Source organism: Phytohabitans kaempferiae (genome assembly GCF_042433955.1).
GTDB classification, from domain to species: domain Bacteria; phylum Actinomycetota; class Actinomycetes; order Mycobacteriales; family Micromonosporaceae; genus Phytohabitans; species Phytohabitans kaempferiae.
Genome location: NZ_JBHLUH010000004.1, coordinates 479285 through 497555, shown reverse-complemented (window position 1 = coordinate 497555; position 18271 = coordinate 479285). Strand labels below are relative to the sequence as shown.

The following is an 18271-nucleotide window of genomic DNA, read 5'->3' as shown; positions in this document are numbered from 1 at the left end:
ATTCGGGGGATGCGTAGCACGATGATGGACGCCCCGCTCCTCGTCTCCCGCATCCTCGAGCACGGCAGCACCGTGCACGGCAGTGCCGATGTGGCCACCTGGACCGGCGCCGGCAGCAGCCGCATGACGTACTCCGAGGTGGGCGCCAAGGCCGCCCAGCTCGCCCACGCCCTCCGTGACGACCTGGGCGTGACCGGCGACCAGCGGGTCGCCACCTTCATGTGGAACAACGCCGAGCACCTGGTCGCCTACCTGGCCGTGCCGAGCATGGGCGCCGTGCTGCACACGCTCAACCTGCGGCTGTTTCCCGACCAGATCACGTACATCGCCAACCACGCCGAGGACCACGTGTTGATCGTCGACAGCACGCTGATCCCGCTGCTGGCGAAGGTGCTGCCCACGATGTCCACTGTGGAGCACGTGGTGGTGGTCGGCGGGGGAGATCCGGCGCCGCTGGGCGACCGTGTTGCCTTACACCGGTGGGATGACCTGCTGCGCGACAAGCCGGAGCGTTTCGACTGGCCCACGCTCGACGAGCGGGACGCCGCCGCCCTCTGCTACACCTCGGGCACGACGGGCCATCCCAAGGGCGTGGCATACTCGCACCGCTCGATCTGGCTGCACTCAATGCAGGTCTGCGCGCCCGAGGGCTTCGGCCTCAGCCCGGCCGACCGCGAGCTGGCGATCGTGCCGATGTTTCACGCGATGTCGTGGGGCATTCCGTTCGCCGCGTTCATGTCGGGCGCCTCGCTGGTGATGCCCGACCGCTTCCTTCAAGGTGGACCGATCGCCCAGATGATCGCGTCCGAGCGTCCCACCAAGGCCGGCGCCGTCCCCACCATCTGGACCGATGTGCTGTCCTACTTGGACAGCAACGACACCGACATCTCCTCCCTCAAGGAGGTGATCGTCGGCGGCTCGGCCTGCCCGCCCGCGCTGATGGCGGCGTTCCGGGAGCGCTACGGCATCGAGGTCATCCATGCGTGGGGTATGACCGAGATGTCCCCACTCGGCTCGGTCTCGCGCGCGCCCGCCGGCGTGACCGGTGACGACGCGTGGGCCTACCGGATCACGCAGGGGCGCGTGCCCGCCGGCGTCGCCGCCCGCATCGTCGGCCCGCTGGGCGAGCAGATGCCCGCCGACGGCAAGTCCGTGGGCGAGCTGGAGGTCCGGGGGCCGTGGACCACATCGCGGTACATCGGGGAGGACGTCCCCGATCCCGACAAGTTCCGCGACGGCTGGCTCCGCACCGGCGACGTGGGCACGCTTTCCGCCGACGGCTTCATCACCCTGACCGACCGCGCCAAGGACGTCATCAAGTCCGGCGGCGAGTGGATCTCCTCGGTCGAGCTGGAAAACGCGCTGATGGCCCACCCCGCTGTGCTGGAGGCGTGCGTGGTCGGCGTGCCCGACGAGCGCTGGGACGAGCGCCCGCTGGCCACCGTCGTGCTCCGGGAGGGCGCGACGGCGAGCGCCGAGGAGCTGCGCGACTTCCTCGGCGAGCGCGTGGCCAAGTGGCAGCTGCCCGAGCGGTGGGCCTTCATCGAGGCGGTACCGAAGACGAGCGTCGGCAAGTTCGACAAGAAGCGCGTCCGCTCCAACTACGCCGACGGCGCTCTGGAGGTCACCGAGCTCCGGTAAGGAAGCGACTCAAACGGTCTTTGGGGTCAGGGCAAACGATCCTCTAGCGAGCATCTAGTGGTGTCGAAGACGGGGCCAGTGATCGCGCTGAGAAGGCGCTTTGACGGCGGATACTCAGTGTCCACATGTCGGCCCAGGACGACGGTGGCGACCGTGGCGGCACCGGCGGTCTTGAGCGCGTAAGCCAACGACTGGGCCCGCGCTCCAGTGGTCCACGTGTCTTCGATGATCAGCGCGTGCACCGGTCCGTCATGCAGGGTCGGGGTGAACCAGTCCGGGTGAAACTCGCGGTCGTCCGGACCGTACTGGGGATTGACGGAACTGGCGATCCACGGCAGATCCAGCCGAGAGCCGACAAGTGAGGCGAGGGGATGCTGACCGGGGCGGCGGCGAGTGCTGGGAACCGCCGTGACATGCGTCAGGGCAGCGCCGGTTCGCTTCGCGAGGCAGCCAACGTGGTCGTGCAGGAACAGCAGCAAGACGGCGAGCAGGCTCCACTGTGCCTGCTCGGACGAGACGGTGCCCTTGTAGGTGCGCAGGTTGTGGTGATGCTGGCCAGTGCGGGGAGAGTAGGAGATCGGCACGACAAGGTCGGCGAGGACGCCCCCAGAACGGTCTCGATGGGATTGGCAGCGGAAGCAGAGGGGATAGCCCTCGGTGCGCACGCCGCGACAAATGGGGCAAATCCAGGGATGCGGCGGCAGCGGGTTGCGCAGATAGTTGCGCTGTACCTCGACATACTGGCGGATGGCGGTCCAGCGTTTGTCAGTGGAGGGCAAGGTCAGGGAAGTTCTCCAGCCCGGCTTCGGTGGGGAGGCGGCCAAGGATGTCGTCAACGGCCTCCAGCAGATCCACCGTGCCATGCGCCGTGTAGACACCAGGGTTTTCCGCGAACGACTTGGCCCAGTCGCACTGCATGACCTGGCTGGTGAGTACGACGGGGCGGCCGTGCTGAAGGGCAAGGCGGGCCTGGATGCGGGCACCGCTCTTCTCGCCGGCCTCGACGACAACGGTCGCGGCGGCGTAGCCGCTCATGACCGCGTTACGCATGGGAAAGCTTTGCTTGGTAGGTGGTGAGTCGGGCCAGAACTGGCTGAGGACGAGGCCGACCTCGCTGATCTGGTCCTGGAGTCGTCGGTTTGTGGCCGGATAGTAGTGGTGGATGCCGGTGCCGATGACGGCCACGGTGCGTCCGCCAGCCTCCAGCGTCGAGGTGTGGGCGACGGTGTCGATGCCCTTGGCGAGCCCGCTGGCGACCGTCACTCCTCGGTTGGCCAGTGACGTCGAGACCGCGCGGGCGATGCGCAATCCTTCCGCCGTGGCGCTGCGGCTGCCGACCACCGCGACCGCGCGATCACGGAGGCGTAGGTCGCCACGAGTGAACAGCAGCGGCGGCATCTCCCTGACGCCGAGCAGTTGAGCGGGGTAGGTGTCGTCGAAGAAGGCGTGTACGCCGATGCCCCCGGCCTGCCAGCCCGCGATCTCTTGAGCTGCAGCAGTGATCAGCTCTTCAACAGAGTCGGTCTCGGGGAAGAGAGTGTCAGATCGACCGACTGTGCGATCGAGGACGGTGACGGCGCTCCCGATCTCCTGGATGCTGAGAGCGATTTCCGACCAGCTTGTGCCGGGGCGGCGCAGCAGAGCGACCAGTGCCGCCCGCTCGATCGTCGCCCCATCCACGTTCACGATCGTAGGGCCCATCCAGCTATCGTGCCTTCACCCTCTCGAGATGTCGTCGCCCGACGCCCGCGATGACGCGTAGCCGTCGTTGGTCGAACGTATGTTCGCTTTAGGGTCTTTGTCAAGGACGGCGCGACGCCTGGATGGTCGTGGCAGCGGGTCCGGCGCATCCCAGGGCGACGGAGTAGCCGGTCAGGCCGTCTTCTTGGTCGGCGCCTTCTTGGCCGGGGCCTTCTTCGCCGCCGCGGTCTTCTTGGCGGGCTCGGCCTTCTTGGCGGCCGCCTTCTTCGCGGGCTCGGCCTTCTTCGCCGGTTCCGCCTTCTTCGCCGACCGGGCCGCCGAGATCGGCGTGGGCTCGCCGCCCTCCTCGCCGCGCGCGGCCCGGGCCCGCTCGACCGACGCCTTCAGCGCGGCCATCAGGTCGACCGCGGCGGCCGGGGCCTCCTCGACCTCCTCGGGCTGTACGACCTCGCGACCCTCGACCTTGGCGTCGATGACCTCCTGGAGCGCCTCGCGGTAGTTGTCCTTGAAGTCGTCCGGGGCGAAGTCGCCGGCCATCGAGTCGATCAGGGAGCCGGCCATGGCCAGCTCCGGCGGGCGCACCTCGATGTTCTCGTCGAGGAAGTTGAAGTCGGGCTTACGGATCTCGTCGGGCCACAGCATGGTGTTGAGCAGCAGCACGCCCTCGCGTACGCGCAGCGTGGCGAGCTGCTCGCGCTGCCGCAGGGCCACCTTCACGATCGCTACCCGGTCGGCGTCGGCGAGGGCGTCGCGGAGCAGGACGTACGGCTTGGTGGCCGCGCCCTCGGGCTCCATGAAGTACGCCTTGTTGTAGAGGATCGGGTCGACCTGGTCGGCCGGCACGAACTCCAGCACGTCGATCGCGTGCGAGGTGCTCAGCGGGAGGTCGGCGAAGTCTTCGTCGGTGAGGATGACCATCTCGCCGCCGCCGATGTCGTAGCCCTTGGCGATGTCGTCATAGGTGACCTCTTCGCCGCAGATCGAGCAGGTGCGCTTGTATCGGATGCGCCCGCCGTCTTCCCGGTGAACCTGGTGAAAGCGGATGTCCTTCTCCTCTGTCGCCGAATAGAGCTTCACGGCGATCGACACGAGGCCGAACGAGACCGCACCCTTCCAGATCGCGCGCATAAATACCGGCTCCCTATCCCTGGCCTGCTCGGAACCCCCGCCGTGCGTCCACAGCCCGGTCTCACCAGGATTACACCGCATCGAACGGGACGCGAGGGCTTCAGAGTGGATCTATGGTGAGATCGTGGCTGGTGCGCCGCTGAAACCAATGCTCGCGACCACCGGGGAGCGGCTTCCGGCCGGTTCCGGATGGACGTACGAGTTCAAATGGGACGGCGTACGCGCGATTACCGAAATCGCCCAGGGCGCCGCGCGCATGTGGGCCCGGTCCGGTGCGGAAATCACCGCCGCCTATCCCGAGCTGGCCCGCCTCGGTACCGCCCTCGACGACGCGGTGCTCGACGGCGAGGTCGTACTGCTCGATGAGGCGGGGCGGCCGAGCTTCACCGCGCTGGCCGAGCGGATGCACGTACGCGAGAAGGCGAGGGCGGCCCGGCTGGCGGCGAGCATCCCGGTGACGTACATGATCTTCGACCTGCTCCGCCTCCGCGGTGTCGATCTGACCGCGTGGCCGTACCGGGAGCGGCGGGCCGCGCTGGAGTCGCTGGCGCTCGCCGGGCCGTGCTGGGCGGTGCCGCCGAGCTTCCCGGACGGCCCGGCGACCTACGAGGCGGCGAAGGAGAACCAGTTGGAGGGCCTGGTCGCCAAGCGGCTCGACTCGATCTACCGGCCCGGCGTCCGTTCCCCCGATTGGGTGAAGGTGAAGGCGGAGTTCACCGCCGAGTTCGTGGTCGGCGGTTGGCGGCCGGGCGCCCGGAAGGTCGGCGGGCTCCTGGTCGGCGTGCCGAGGCCGGACGGGCGGCTGGTGTTCCGCGGCCGGGTCGGCGGGGGCATCGGCGCCGCGGCCGAGCGCGCGTTGCTGAGGGAGCTGGAGCCGCGGCGGGACGCGCCGTCACCGTTCGGCGACGAAATCCCGCGTGAAGATGCCCGTGGCGCGATCTGGGTAAGACCGGAGATCGTGGTGGAGGTGAAGTACGGCCAGCGCACGCCAGACGGGAGACTGCGCTTCCCAAGGTTCCTGCGGCTGCGCCCAGACATGCGACCCGAGGACGTGGACGGATGAGCAGGACGGGCCTTGACCACGGCGGCGGACTGGCGCCGAGCGACGGAGCGGGGTAAGCAATGCCTAAGGAGCAGCGGATCCGGGTCGAGGTCGACGGGCAGGCGCTGGAGCTGTCCAACCTGGACAAGGTGCTCTATCCGTCGGCCGGCTTCACCAAAGGCGAGGTCATCAACTACTACACGCGGGTCGCGCCCGTGCTCCTGCCGCACCTGCGCGGCCGGGCGCTGACCCGGATCCGCTTCCCCAACGGCGTCGGCGGGCAGTCCTTCTTCGAGAAGAACAAGCCCGGCGGTACCCCCGACTGGGTGCGGGTCGAGACGATGCCGGTGCCGGGGTCGACCAAGGACCGGGAGACCATCGACTACGTGGTCGCCGACGACCTGCCGACGCTGGTGTGGCTCGCCAACCTCGCCGCGCTGGAGCTGCACACACCGCAGTGGCGGGTCGGCGAAGAACCCGACCTGATGGTGGTCGACCTCGACCCCGGCGCGCCGGCGGGGCTGCGCGAGTGCTGTGCGGTGGCGGTGCTGATGCGCGACCGGCTGGCCGAGGACGGGCTGACCGCCTATCCGAAGACCTCGGGGAAGAAGGGCATGCAGCTGAGCTGCCCGATCGCGGGTACGCAGTCGGCCGAGGAGGTCTCCGCGTACGCCAAGCGGATCGCCGAGGAGGTGGAGCGGGGTCACTCCCGGTCGATCACCTCAAAGATGGCGAAGCGGCTGCGGCCGGGCAAGGTCTTCATCGACTGGAGCCAGAACAGCGCGGCCAAGACGACGGTCGCGCCGTACTCGCTGCGCGCCCAGCCCACACCGACCGTCTCCACGCCGCTGACCTGGGACGAGGTGGAGGCAGGGGCGGCGCGGGCGTTCACCTCAGACGAGGTGCTGGAGCGGATCGAGGAGTACGGCGACCTGCTCGAAGACCTGCTGGCCCCCGGCCCTTCGCTGCCCAGTCAGTGAGTGACGGCCCGACTGGCACCGACGAAGCCGATCGCACGAGGCCGCGCGTCCAACACGATCCGCCCGGAAGCCTCAGGCGAGCACGTCGTCGGCGTCGACGATGGTGTACGCGTATCCCTGCTCGGCCAGGAATCGCTGGCGGTGCGCCGCGTACTCGGTGTCGATCGTGTCCCGCGACACCACCGTGTAGAAGTGCGCCTGCCGCCCGTCCGACTTGGGGCGCAGCACGCGGCCGAGGCGCTGCGCCTCCTCCTGCCGCGAGCCGAAGGTGCCAGAGACCTGGATCGCCACCGCCGCCTCGGGCAGGTCGATCGAGAAGTTGCCGACCCGTGAGATCACGAGCGTGCGGACCTCGCCCGACCGGAACGCGTCGAAGAGCCGCTCCCGCTCCTTGTTGGTGGTGGAGCCCTGGACGATCGGGGCGTCGAGCGCCTCGCCGAGCTGGTGGAGCTGGTCGATGTATGCCCCGATCACCAACACCTGGTCGTCGGAGTGGCGCTCGACCAGCGCCTTCACGACCGGGAGCTTGGAACGGGCGGTCGCGGCGAAGCGGTAGCGCTCCTCCGCCTCGGAGGTCGCGTACGCCATGCGCTCCTCCTCGGAGAGCGTGACGCGCACCTCGGTGCAGTCGGCCGGGGCGATCCAGCCCTGCGCCTCGATGTCCTTCCACGGCGCGTCGTACCGCTTCGGCCCGATCAGCGAGAAGACGTCGCCCTCGCGGCCGTCCTCCCGTACCAGGGTCGCGGTGAGCCCCAGCCGGCGGCGGGCCTGGAGGTCTGCCGTGAAGCGGAAGATCGGCGCGGGCAGCAGGTGCACCTCGTCGTAGATGACCAGGCCCCAGTCGCGCGCGTTGAAGAGGTCGAGGTGGGTGAAGGCGCCGCTGCGGCGGGTCGTGAGCACCTGGTACGTGGCGATCGTGACCGGGCGGATCTCCTTGCGCTCGCCGGAGTACTCGCCGATCTCCTCCTCGGTCAGTGAGGTGCGGGCGAGCAGCTCGCGCTTCCACTGGCGGCCGGCGACGGTGTTGGTGACCAGGATGAGCGTGGTCGCCGACGCCTGGGCCATCGCGGCCGCCCCGACCAGCGTCTTGCCCGCGCCGCAGGGGAGCACGACCACGCCCGAGCCGCCAGCCCAGAAGTGGTCGACAGCCTCCTGCTGGTACGAGCGGAGCTGCCAGCCGTCTTGCGCGAGATCGATCTGGTGCGCCTCGCCGTCGACGTATCCGGCGAGGTCTTCCGCCGGCCAGCCGAGCTTGAGCAGCGCCTGCTTGAGCCGCCCTCGCTCGGAGGGGTGCACCGCGAGCGTGTCGTCGTCGATCTTGGCGCCGAGCATCCCGGCGAGCTTCTTCGACTTGGCGACCTCGACCAGCACCGCCCGGTCGAGCCCGCGCAGCACCAGCCCGTGTGTCGGATGGTTGACGAGCTGGAGCCGGCCGTACCGGTCCATCGTCTCGGCCACGTCGACCAGCAGCGCGTGCGGCACGGGGTAGCGGGAGAAGCGGAGCAGCGCGTCGACCACGCCCTCGGCATCGTGGCCGGCGGCCCGCGCGTTCCACAGGCCGAGCGGGGTCAGCCGATAGGTGTGCACGTGCTCCGGCGAGCGCTCCAGCTCGGCAAATGGCGCGATTGCCATGCGGCAGGCGAGCGCGTCGGGGTGGTCGACCTCCAGCAGCAGGGTCTTGTCCGACTGCACGATCAATGGTCCGCCGTTCAAGATCGCCCCCTACTCCACGCAGACCCTCCAGTGTTGCACGACCTCCAGACTTGCCTCCCTAGGTCACACTGCCGCGAAGAAAGTCTTCATTCGGACGCAACCAGACCGGCACTGTCATGCGTCTACGTCACGACAACTGCTCTGGGGAGGGCGCCGTGGTTGACAAAGGTTTGCGCTTGGCCGCCGTTGCAGTCGTCGTGCTGGTCGGTGCCGGTGCGTGCGCGCTCGAGTCGCAATCTGGCCAGGCTGGGGGAGACGCCCAGTCGGTGAGTGCGGGGCAGGGCGCTACGGGGGCGAGCGCGTCGCCCGGCCCGTCCGCGTCTCCCACGACCCCGCCGTCGAGCCCGTCCGCGTCGCCCACGGTCAAGCCGACGCCGACGACCACCACCAAGGCGCCGAAGCCAAAGACCACCACCACGCCCGGCTGCCCGCAGGGGGAAAACCAGCGCGAGGTGGAGACCGCGCTGGCCAAGCTGGGCACGTTCGGGGCGGTCACCGTCGACGGCAGGCAGTCGGCCGCCGATTGCGCGGCGATCAAGAAGTTCCAGCAGCGCTACGGCATCCGGCCGGCCGCCGGCCGCGCCGGTCCCACCACGGCCGACGTCGCCAAGCGCCTGGCCGCGACCGACACGAGCAAGTGCAAGACCGGATCGGGTACCACTTTCTGCGTCGACCTGACCCACCAGACCGTTTTCGCGATCCAGGGCGGCAAGGTGGTGCTGGGGCCCACCGTCACGCGCACCGGCATGCCCGGCTACGCGACCCCGACCGGCGCGTACTCGGTGCGAAACAAGGCGCTCAAGGAGTGGTCCAACCCGTACGAGGTGTGGCTGCCCTACTGGCAGCGCTTCAACGGGGGCATCGGCTTCCACGAGACCACGACGTACATCCACACGAAGTCGATCGGCTCGCACGGCTGCATCAACCTGCTGCCCTCCGACGCCCGCGCGTTCTACAAGCTCGGCAAGGTCGGCACGCGGGTTTACGTGTTCGGCCACCGGCAAGGCACCTGATCCAGGCGCCCGGCCGGCGGCCGGTGTCGTTTCGGCGAGCGGTCAGCCCAGGCTCAGGCCGTAGACCGACATCACCTCGTTGAGCGGCTGGAAGAAGGTCGTGCCGCCGGTGGTGCAGTTGCCGCTGCCGCCGGAGGTCAGGCCGAGGCCGACGCTGCCGGAGAAGAGCGAGCCGCCGCTGTCACCCGGCTGCGCGCACACGGTGGTGCGGATGAGGCCGCTGACCGTGCCCTGCGGGTAGGTCACCGTGGCGTTGGTCGCGGTCACCCGGCCGCTGCGTACACCGGTGGTGCTGCCGCTGCGCTGCACCGACTGGTTGACGGTCGCGTTGCCGACCGAGGTGATCGACCGGGTGCTGCTGCCCGAGTACAGCCACACCGCGCTGGGGCGGGCGATGCTCGTGTTGGTGTACCGGACGATCCCATAGTCGTTGCCCGGGAAGCTCGAGCCGGCGCGCGTGCCGAGCGTGACCGAGCCGTTCGTCCAGGTCGTGCCGGCGTTGGTGCAGTGGCCGGCGGTGACGAAGTAGAGCGCGCTCGACGTACGCACGTTGAAGCCGAGCGAGCAGCGCGAGCCGCCGGTGTAGATGGCCTGGCCGCCCGCGATGAAGAGCTGGAACTTCTCGGACGTGGTCTCCAGGCGGGCCGCGTCGCCGGCCGCTGCCACGGCGGCCTTGACCGCGTCGAGGCGGGCGCCGGTGACGGTGCTGTCGGCGGTGACCACGACCTGGTTGGTGGTCACGTCGGTGTGGCGGGCGATGCCGGGGATGTCGACGGTCTTCGCGACCTTCGCGGTAACGGCGTCGAGCTGGGCGGCGCTGTACTTGACGGTCTTGGCGGTGGCGCCGGCGGCCCGCACCTGGCGTGCGGCGGCGGCGTCGGTCACCGTGACCACCATGCGCCCGGTGGCGAGGTCGATGTACGCGCCGGCTGAGCGGCTGCCGAGGTCCGCGCTGAGGCTGGTGGCCTGGTCAGCGGCCGCGGCGAGGAGAGGTTCTGGAGCGGCTTGCGCGGCGGACGGCCAGAGCACCGAGCCGAGCAGGAGTACCGGTGCCGCGAGGATGGCGGCGGGTCGGTTGAGTCTCACGTGAGCCTCCAGGGGGTGTTTTGGGCACACGTCGGGGACGTGATGGGTGATCTCGACCGCTTTGGTGCCGAGATGTGAAGAAGACTTCCATCACATCTAAGAATTCACAAGAACTAATATGCGGTTGATGTATGCCGCAATATGACCCCGAAGCCGGCGATATGACCTGGTCGGGATGGTGAAAGCGGCTGAAACCGGACCGTCGAAAGGGCTCAGTCGTCGAGGACCGCGGCGGTGATCCGGTGCAGCGCGAAGGTGTGCAGCATCTCGGTGCGTTCGTCCTCGGCGCGCAGGTAGCCGCCGCCGATCGACACCGGCCGCACCAGGCGGGAGGCGGTGGCGCCGTGCGCGTCGACGTACCCGACCCACACCAGCGCCTTGTCGCGCACCGCCTGCTGGAGTACGGCCAGCGCCTGGCTGTGCGCCTGCACGGCGGTGAGCCCTTCGACGCCGTGCCCGTTGGCGGCCCGTACGGTCACCGGCGCACGGCGGGCGGCCCGGGCTGCCGCGTCGCCCCGCCGGATCTGCTCGACGATGCCGGCCAGCCGGGGCGGGGTGAGCGGCGGCGGTCCGAGTGGGTCGGTGCGGAGCGCGGCCGGCGTACGCATCGGCGCCCGCCGCGACTTCGCACGGGTCAGCACCGCCGCGCCACTCGCGTCCTCGTGCACCGGCGGGTAGCCGGCCTCGCGGAGCGCGGCCAGCAACCGACCGATCTGGTACGGCGTGACCAGCACGGTCGGGGCCAGCCGCCGCAGGGTGAGCGCGCCCAGCCGCTTGTCGGCGAGGAGCTGCACGAGCAGGGCCTCGTCGTCGCTGCGCACGTACGCCCCGGCACCGCCCGCGCGCAGCCCGCCGTGCTTGCGGGCCACGTCGTCGACGAGGTAGGTCAGCCCTTGCGGGACCGGTGTGCGGGAGCGGCGGCGGAAGAGCGAGTGGAGGTCGTCGGCGGTGTAGCCGGCATCCAGTGCGCGCCGCACGCTCGCCTCGGTGACCCGGTGCACGCTCGCGCCGCCGGCGGACTCGTGCTCGGCCACGATCTCCAGCTCGGCGGCGAGCGCCGGCTCGGGCGGCCCGGGCACGACCACGGTCAGGTCGGCCTGCACCAGTACGTGGTCGACGGGCGCGGGGAGCAGGGCGTCGAGCGCGTCGGCGAGTTCTGGCGCCTCGCCCGCCCGTACGCCCAGGGGGTCGTCGTCTTCGCGCCCTTCCCGGCTGGCGAGCAGGCGCCCGTACGTGGTGAGCGCGCCCAGCCCGGTCACGCCGAGCAGCGCCGCGTCGGTGAGCACCTCGCGGTGGGCCACCTCCCGGCCCTTGGCCCGGCGCGGCGCCCGCCAGGCGAGCAGCGCGAGCACCTCGTCGGCGGTGGGGGCGGTGCCCGGCTCCAGCCCGGCGAGCACCTCCAGCACGGCGCGGCGGGCGGCTGGCGCACCGGCGCGTTCCGCGTCGCTCGCGAGTACGTTGATCGGCCGGTCTCGCTCGTCGCGCTGCCCGACCAGCCCGGCCTGCCGGGTCATCGCGAGCCACGCCGCGGCCAGCCGCTCCCAGCGGCGGGCGAGCGGGAGCGCGCGCCAGGTGTCGTATGCGGCGGTGGGCAGGAAAATCAACTCGGCGCCGACCCGGGCGGCCGGCACCTCGCCCTCGCCCGCCAGCCCGGCCGCGTGTGCCACCTCCAGCAGCAGCGCGGCGGCCGGCTCGTCGAGCCCGGTCGCCTTGGCCAGCCGGCGCAGGTCGCGCACGCCCAGCCCGCCCGAGCGCAGCATCGTCACCGGCTCGGCGTCGAGCGCGGCGAGCAGCGCCTCCACCTGCCGTACCGCCTCCATGGCCTGCCCCGCCCCGGCCGAGTCGACGGCCTTGGGCTCGCGGGCCGCGCGGGGACCCGCCTCGCCGATCACCGGTGGGCGTACGTGCAGCGGGCCGAGCGGCCCCGAGTCGCGGCGCAGGAGCAGCCCGATCTCCCGGGGCAGCTCCATCGCGTCACCGGAGATCCGCACGAGCAGCCCGTTGTCGATCAGCCACCGCACCGGCGAGTCGGCGGCGGCCGTGCCGCTGGTGAGCGTGCCCACGGGCGGGCCGGCGGCGAGGCGGTCGAGCACCGCACGCGCCGCCGGCGGCGCTGCCAGCAGCGTCCGGCGCAGGCGGGCCGGGTCCGCGCAGAGGGCCGCCGCGGCCGCGTCCAGCTCGGCGGCGGGTCGGCCGAGCCCCGCCGGGTACGGCGACGAGACCTCGTCGACACCGGCAACCACGTGCAGAGCGCCATCCGGACCGGGTACGAGCAGCAGGTCACGCAGCCGCCCGAGCGCCTCGCGTACGGCCGATGTCTCGCCCTTCGCCATCGCCAGCACCGCGTCGACCGAGGTGGTGTGGTCGTCGGGGTCGCGGGTCAGCCGCACCGCGTCGAGCACCTGGAGTGTGAACTGGTCCAGCCCGTCGAGCGCGCGCGCCACCGATACCCGCGACTGCGCCCGTACGGCCAGCGCCGAGATGTCGGACGGCACGGGCAGCACGAGGTCGGGGCGCATCTGGAGCAGCCCGGCCAGCGCCTGGTCGGGCAGCGAGCGCAGGTGGTCGGCGAGTGTGGTGGCCATCGTCGTTCAACGCTAGCCGAGGCGGTGTGATGGTGCGGCCGGCGTTCGCGTGTGTGACGATGATCGACAAACTGCCTGGGGAGGAGCGCCGGCGTGGCTGATCCGCTGGTTGTCGGGTTCGACCTCGACATGACTCTCATCGACTCCCGCCCCGGCATCGCCGCCACCTACCGCGAGCTTTCCGCCCGGACCGGTGTGTACGTCGACGCCGACGCCGCGGTCACTCGCCTCGGCCCGCCGCTTCGCCACGAGCTGCGCCTGTGGTTCGCGCCCGAGCAGGTCGAGGAGGCGGTGGAGGCGTACCGGGCGCTCTACCCCACGTACGCGATCGGCCCCACGGTGCTGCTGCCGGGCGCGGAGGAGGCGGTGCGAGCCGTACGCGCGGTCGGCGGCAGAGTGGTGGTTGTCACGTCCAAGCTCGGCCGGCTCGCCCGCCTGCACCTGGAGCACCTTGGGCTCGCGGTCGACGAGGTGGTCGGCGACCTCTTCGCCGAGGGCAAGGCGACCGCACTGACCGAGCATGACGTGCGCCTCTACGTAGGCGACCACGTGGCCGACATGGTTGCCGCCCGTACCGCCGCCATCCCCGGCCTCGGCGTCGCCACCGGCCCGTGCTCAGCAGAAGAGCTGTGGGCGGCCGGTGCCAGCGAGGTGCTGGATGACCTGAACGGATTCCGAGGCGCGCTGACGGGCCTGCTCCGGTTAGCCTTGTGACAATCAGCAATCCCGCAAACGGAGTTGAGGTCAGCGGTGCCTACGGGTCGAGTGAAGTGGTACGACGCGCAGAAGGGCTACGGATTCGTCACCAGTGACGAGGGTGGCGACGTCTTCCTGCCCAAAAATGCGCTGCCGGGCGGCGTCACAGACCTCAAGAGCGGTCAGCGGGTCGAGTTCGGTGTGGTCGACAGCCGCAAGGGCGCGCAGGCGATGGGCGTGACGCTGCTCGACGCGCCCCCATCGGTCGCCGAGCTGCGGCGGCGCCCCGCCGAGGAGCTGCACGGCCTCATCGAAGACATGATCAAGGTGCTCGAGGCGAAGGTCATGCCCGACCTGCGCCGCGGCCGCTTCCCCGACAAGAAGACGGCCCAGATGGTCGCCCAGGTCGTGCACGCGGTGGCTAAAGAGCTGGAGACCTGAGCAGCGTCTCCACCGCTTTGTGTCCCTCGCTGCCGAGGTCTTCGGTAAATCCGTTCACGTAGAGCGCTATGTGCTGGTCGACCACGTCCGGCTCCATTTCCTGGGCGTGCGCCAGCACATAGTCGCGGCTCGCCTCGGGGTGCGCCCACGCGTACCGCACCGAAGCCCGGATCCACTCCGCCGCGGCCTCCGGGTCGACCGTGCCGCGGCGGGCCAGGATCGCCCCGAGCGGGATCGGCAGCCCGGTCTCCGCCTCCCACCACTCACCGAGGTCGGCCAGCGCGGTCAGCCCGTGCCGCTGGTAGGTGAAGCGCGCCTCGTGGATGACCAGCCCGGCGTCGTACCGCCCCGCCGCCACGCCCGGCATGATCTGCTCGAACGGCACGACCTCCACCTTCGCCGGCGGTCGCTTGGCCGCCCACTGGCGCATCAGCAGGTACGCCGTGGTCCGCTCGCCCGGCACCGCGATCGTCGCCCCGCTCAGGTCGGCCCGCGCCTCCTTGGTGACCACGAGCGGCCCGCAGCCCCGCCCGAGCGCCCCGCCGCAGGGCAGCAGGTGGTAGTCGTCGAGCAGCCAGGGCAGCGCCGCATAGCTCACCTTGACCAGGTCGAACGCCCCCTTCTCGGCCGCCGTGTTGGTCACGTCCACGTCCGCGTACGTCACGTCGAACGCCGGCGCGCCCGGCACGAGGCCGTGCACGAGCGCGTGAAACACGAAGGTGTCGTTGGGGCAGGGCGAGATCGCGAGTGAGAGCGCCACGCCCCCACGCTATCCCCTACCACCGCTCAACCCCGCCGCCCCCGACCAGCGCCGACTCGCCCACCGGCCGCCGGGAATCCGGCCTGACCGTTGACGTCGCTCGCGTCCTCGGGCACCACCTTGAGCGTCTCGCCGGACCTTGAGCGTCTCGCCGAGCCCGAGGGCTGTTTCAGGAAAGCTGTCGAGCTGGGCGCACCGGTGCGCCCACGCGGCCTGGGCGCATCCACGCGCCCAGCTCGACAGCTTCTCGTAAACGCAACCTGGTCCCGTCCCCCCCCGGGGTTATCCACAGGAATCGGGGCGGCCTTGAAGCGCGGGCGGAGGGTCGGCACGCTGCTCTGTGATGGCGGAGACAGGCGGGATCGAGCTGGGCGTCGCCCTGCGCGCGCTGCGGCGGCGCGCTGACCTGAGCCAGCGGGAGTTGGCGGAGCGGGCGGGCCTTCCCAAGAGCACCGTGACCCGCATCGAGGCCGGGTTGGTGACAGATCCGCGGTTCCGGACCGTGGAGCGGCTGGTGCGGGCGGCGGGGGCGGCGCTGGCGCTGGGCGGCGGCGTCGAGAGCGGCGATGGCGTCGAGGCGGTGCCGAGCGAGGAGCTGCGGGATCGGGCGGAGCGGCACTACCCGGCGCACCTGGATGTGCGGCCGGTGGAGGATCTGACCGACTGGGCAGGTGCCTGGTGGGCCCATTGGCACCGACTGCCGCGGGCGGCCTGGCCGCTGGAGCCGCCGGAGTACACCTATGACCTGAGCCGCACGCGGCGGGGGCGGCGGCGCCACCGGGAGTGGGCGCGGCGAGGGCTTCGGGTCCGTCGCGCAGATGACGCCGGCGTCGAAGTGGGCGGCATCTGGCGGTGGCTGGCACAGACAGCGGATGGGGAGACGGTCGGGGAGTTGCGGGCTACGGTGCGCGCCGCGCATCCGGAGGAGCCGGCGGGGCTGCGCGAGGTGCTGCTCGATGGTGTGGTGGTGGCGGCCGGGCTGCGCGGGTTGGGGATCGGGCGGCGGTTGGTCGGGGAGTTCGCGGCGGAGGTGGCACGCTCCGGCATCGTGGCGCGAGCGGTCGTCGGGGCCGGGCTGCCAGCCGCGTTCCTGCGCCGGTGCGGGTTCGAGGACGATTCCTGGCGCGCCGTGGCCCTGGTGCTGAGACGAGGCGGTGCGGCCGGGCGCGGTGGAGCACGGCCGGCGGACGCCCCTCAGGGCTAGAGCGTCGAGGCGCCGAAAGGGTCGAGCGGAAGCCGAAAGGGCCGGCTAGGCGCCGAGCGCGCGGGCGGCGGCGGTCAGGGCGGCCAGGGCGTCGGGGATGCGCCACGCGGCGCGGTCGCGGGGGCCGATCGCGTTGGAGATGGTGCGCAGCTCGGCGAAGGGCACGCTCGCGGCGGCGGCGGCACGCGCCACTCCGTACCCCTCCATGCCCTCGGCGACCGCGGCCGGGAAGCGGCCGGCGAGGGTCTGCACGCCCTGGGCCGTGCCGGTCACGGTGTTGACGGTGAGGATGTCGCCGGTGATCGCGGTGGGGAGGGCGGCCCGGAGGCGGGCCAGGAGGGCGGGGTCGGCGGGCGCGATCGTCGTGCCGAAGCCGAGGTCGTCGAGCGGGATGAAACCCTCCGGGGAGTCTGCGCCCAGGTCGGCGGCGATGCTGTGGGCGGCGAGTACGGTGGCGCCGACCGGGGCGCGGCCCGGGAAGCCACCGGCGATGCCGGCGAGGACTACCGCCTGGTACGGGTCTCCGGCGGCCTCGGCGAGCGTGAGCAGGCGGGCGGTGCCGGCGGCGATGGCGGCGGCGCCCACGCCGGCGGCGGCGACGGTCACGGGCGCTCTCTGCGGCGGCTCGGCGCCCGAGGCGGCTGCCACCGGCTGCCGCAGTCCGGCGCGTACGGCCTGGGCCTCCGCCTCGACCGCCGTCACGACGAGCAGGGTCATGTGGGCGGGCCGGACGACGGACGGTAGACGTGGAAGCCGGGCGGGGGGCCCGCGTCCTTCTCCTCGGCGGGCTTCGGGGCCGGCTCCGGGGGCGCCTCGCGCCGTCGCCGCGTGGCCTGGGCCGGCGGGGGCGGCGGGGCATCCGGCGGCGTCGACGGCGAAGACGAGGATTGCGGGGAGGCGGGCGGTGGCGAGTCGACGCTGGGGTCGGCGCGCCCGTGCAGCTTGTCTTTGCGGAGCTTGCCGGCCACGATCACGGCCCGGACGGCGGCGACCACCGCGACGACGCTGACCACGGCGATGCCCATGCGCCCCTGAAACGGGATGAGCCCCAGCGCGCCGCCGGCGACCCAGGCGACCATCAGCACGGTCTCCGAGTGGGCGAACGCGCTGGCCCGCTGCCGGTCGCCGATGCGCTCCTGGATGGAAGCGTCGACGGCGAGCTTGGAGATGCCGCTCATGAACGCGGTCACCAGGCAGAGCAGCGCCACCATCGCGAGCGAGAACTTCAGCGTGGCGAGCACCGCCACGCCGGCCACGATGATGAGCCCACTGGACTGGAGCGCGGCCGGCCGGTGGATGCGCATGCGCGTGCCGATGGCGGTGGCGAGGAAGCCGCCCACCGCCAGCCCGCCGCCGGCGATGCCTAGCGCCAGCTCGTCGCCCACGTCGCGGCCCAGGAACATCGTGGTCAGGTCGCCGGCCTTGATGGCGAACGCGAGGAAGAGCAGCAGGAAGCCGTACAGGCCGCGGAGGGCCGCGCTGCTGATAAGCGTGGCGATCACGAGCCGGCCGGTGAGGGCGCGGTCGCCGCGGCGCAGGCCCATCGCGGCGAACGGGCGAGGGAGCGCCTCTGGCGGGTCGGAGTCGGCCTTGGGCGGCAGCCGCAGCGCGACCACCATGCCGACCAGGAAGATGATCGAGGCGACCCGGAGCGGCCACTGCGGCCCGAACTTGAAGGCGAGCAGGCCGATCGGCGTCACCGCGGCGCCGGCGATCATGCCGTAGACGCCGGCGCGCGCGGCCGCCTGCGACAGCCCCATGCCCTCGGGGAGCAGCCGGGGCACGGCGGCTGAGCGGGCCACGCCGTAGGCCCGGGAGAGCGCGAGCACGCCGAACGCCGCGGGATAGAGCCCGAAGCCGTGGATGTAGTCGGACATCAGCCAGGCGAGGAACGCGCGGCCGAGCATGGTGGTGGCGAGCGCGTACCGCCGGCCGTGGCGGAAGTGGTCGAGTAGCGGGCCGACGACCGGCGCGAGCACCGCAAACGGGATCATCGTGACCAGCAGGTAGATGGCGACCCCGCTGCGCGCCTCGCCGATCGGCGCGCTGAAGAAGATGGTGCCGGCGAGGCCGATCGCGATGAGGATGTCGCCCGCGTACGACGCGGCGTGCAGGTCGAGCAGGCGGGTCATGCCGATCTCGCCGCCGGCCCCCTTGGTGCGCACGGCGCCGACCTTGCGCCCCGCCCACCGGCCGCTGCGGAGCGAGCCGCGCCCGAGGAGCCGCGTCCACCGGATCATCGAGCCGACAGCTCGGCCGAGCGATGGCAACAGCGGCATCC

Annotated in this window: 15 protein-coding genes and 1 pseudogene; 7 read left to right on the top strand and 9 right to left on the bottom strand. The window is 71.5% G+C overall.

Translation table 11 applies throughout. The features are described from left to right. Positions 1–9: 9 nt before the first annotated feature. Positions 10–1641, top strand: a complete 1632-nt coding sequence (locus ACFFIA_RS03495) for a fatty acid--CoA ligase (RefSeq protein WP_377245105.1) — start codon at positions 10–12, stop codon at positions 1639–1641. A 26-nt stretch (positions 1642–1667) separates the two neighbouring features. On the opposite strand, the gene ACFFIA_RS03490 is transcribed toward ACFFIA_RS03495, so the two are convergent. From ACFFIA_RS03490 to ku, 3 genes are all read right to left on the bottom strand, one after another. Further along, a complete protein-coding gene (locus ACFFIA_RS03490) occupies positions 1668–2420 on the bottom strand; it encodes a phosphoribosyltransferase (protein WP_377245102.1) in 753 nt (250 codons plus the stop codon). Beyond that, positions 2407–3321, bottom strand: a complete 915-nt coding sequence (locus tag ACFFIA_RS03485) for a DNA-processing protein DprA (RefSeq protein WP_377245099.1) — start codon at positions 3319–3321, stop codon at positions 2407–2409. Before ACFFIA_RS03485 ends, ACFFIA_RS03490 begins: the two co-directional genes overlap by 14 nt. 192 nt (positions 3322–3513) lie before the next feature. Further along, positions 3514–4470, bottom strand: coding sequence for a non-homologous end joining protein Ku (gene ku, locus ACFFIA_RS03480; protein WP_377245096.1), 957 nt, complete (start codon positions 4468–4470; stop codon positions 3514–3516). A gap of 124 nt (positions 4471–4594) precedes the next feature. Between ku and ligD (ACFFIA_RS03475) the strand changes: the two genes are divergently transcribed. Together ligD (ACFFIA_RS03475) and ligD (ACFFIA_RS03470) are read left to right on the top strand one after the other, a co-directional pair. Then, positions 4595–5533, top strand: a complete 939-nt coding sequence (gene ligD, locus ACFFIA_RS03475; RefSeq protein WP_377245093.1) for a non-homologous end-joining DNA ligase — start codon at positions 4595–4597, stop codon at positions 5531–5533. Between the two features lie 59 nt (positions 5534–5592). After that, a complete protein-coding gene (gene ligD, locus ACFFIA_RS03470; RefSeq protein WP_377245090.1) occupies positions 5593–6492 on the top strand; it encodes a non-homologous end-joining DNA ligase in 900 nt (299 codons plus the stop codon). A gap of 72 nt (positions 6493–6564) precedes the next feature. On the opposite strand, the gene ACFFIA_RS03465 is transcribed toward ligD (ACFFIA_RS03470), so the two are convergent. Beyond that, positions 6565–8205 carry a DNA repair helicase XPB gene (locus ACFFIA_RS03465; protein ID WP_377245087.1) on the bottom strand — a complete coding sequence of 547 codons (1641 nt, stop codon included), beginning with the start codon at positions 8203–8205 and terminating at the stop codon, positions 6565–6567. A gap of 116 nt (positions 8206–8321) precedes the next feature. Between ACFFIA_RS03465 and ACFFIA_RS03460 the strand changes: the two genes are divergently transcribed. Further along, on the top strand, positions 8322–9218 hold the full coding sequence (locus tag ACFFIA_RS03460) for a L,D-transpeptidase family protein (protein ID WP_377245084.1): 897 nt from the start codon (positions 8322–8324) through the stop codon (positions 9216–9218). Between the two features lie 42 nt (positions 9219–9260). On the opposite strand, the gene ACFFIA_RS03455 is transcribed toward ACFFIA_RS03460, so the two are convergent. Further along, positions 9261–10304, bottom strand: coding sequence for a S1 family peptidase (locus ACFFIA_RS03455; protein WP_377245081.1), 1044 nt, complete (start codon positions 10302–10304; stop codon positions 9261–9263). A gap of 212 nt (positions 10305–10516) precedes the next feature. Next, positions 10517–12889, bottom strand: a complete 2373-nt coding sequence (locus ACFFIA_RS03450; protein WP_377245078.1) for a helicase-associated domain-containing protein — start codon at positions 12887–12889, stop codon at positions 10517–10519. A gap of 129 nt (positions 12890–13018) precedes the next feature. On the opposite strand from ACFFIA_RS03450, the gene ACFFIA_RS03445 reads away from it, so the two are divergent. Then, entirely contained in the window at positions 13019–13603 is a 585-nt protein-coding gene (locus tag ACFFIA_RS03445; protein ID WP_377245696.1) for an HAD family hydrolase, read from the top strand. A gap of 36 nt (positions 13604–13639) precedes the next feature. Beyond that, complete coding sequence (locus ACFFIA_RS03440) at positions 13640–14026, top strand: cold-shock protein (protein WP_377245075.1); 387 nt, start codon at positions 13640–13642, stop codon at positions 14024–14026. Here the strand turns inward: ACFFIA_RS03440 and ACFFIA_RS03435 are convergent. Then, a pseudogene (locus tag ACFFIA_RS03435) lies at positions 14025–14786 on the bottom strand (1,4-dihydroxy-6-naphtoate synthase); the annotation flags it as partial. The gene ACFFIA_RS03440 and the pseudogene ACFFIA_RS03435 overlap by 2 nt on opposite strands. A 343-nt stretch (positions 14787–15129) precedes the next feature. On the opposite strand from ACFFIA_RS03435, the gene ACFFIA_RS03430 reads away from it, so the two are divergent. Further along, positions 15130–15990 carry a helix-turn-helix domain-containing protein gene (locus ACFFIA_RS03430; protein WP_377245072.1) on the top strand — a complete coding sequence of 287 codons (861 nt, stop codon included), beginning with the start codon at positions 15130–15132 and terminating at the stop codon, positions 15988–15990. Between the two features lie 45 nt (positions 15991–16035). On the opposite strand, the gene ACFFIA_RS03425 is transcribed toward ACFFIA_RS03430, so the two are convergent. Both ACFFIA_RS03425 and ACFFIA_RS03420 read right to left on the bottom strand, forming a co-directional pair. Then, entirely contained in the window at positions 16036–16707 is a 672-nt protein-coding gene (locus ACFFIA_RS03425) for a futalosine hydrolase (RefSeq protein WP_377245069.1), read from the bottom strand. Beyond that, positions 16704–18269 (bottom strand): MFS transporter, encoded by a 1566-nt coding sequence (locus ACFFIA_RS03420; RefSeq protein WP_377245066.1) that lies wholly within the window; start codon positions 18267–18269, stop codon positions 16704–16706. The genes ACFFIA_RS03425 and ACFFIA_RS03420 overlap by 4 nt, the downstream gene beginning before the upstream one ends. Between the last annotated feature and the right edge of the window lie 2 nt (positions 18270–18271).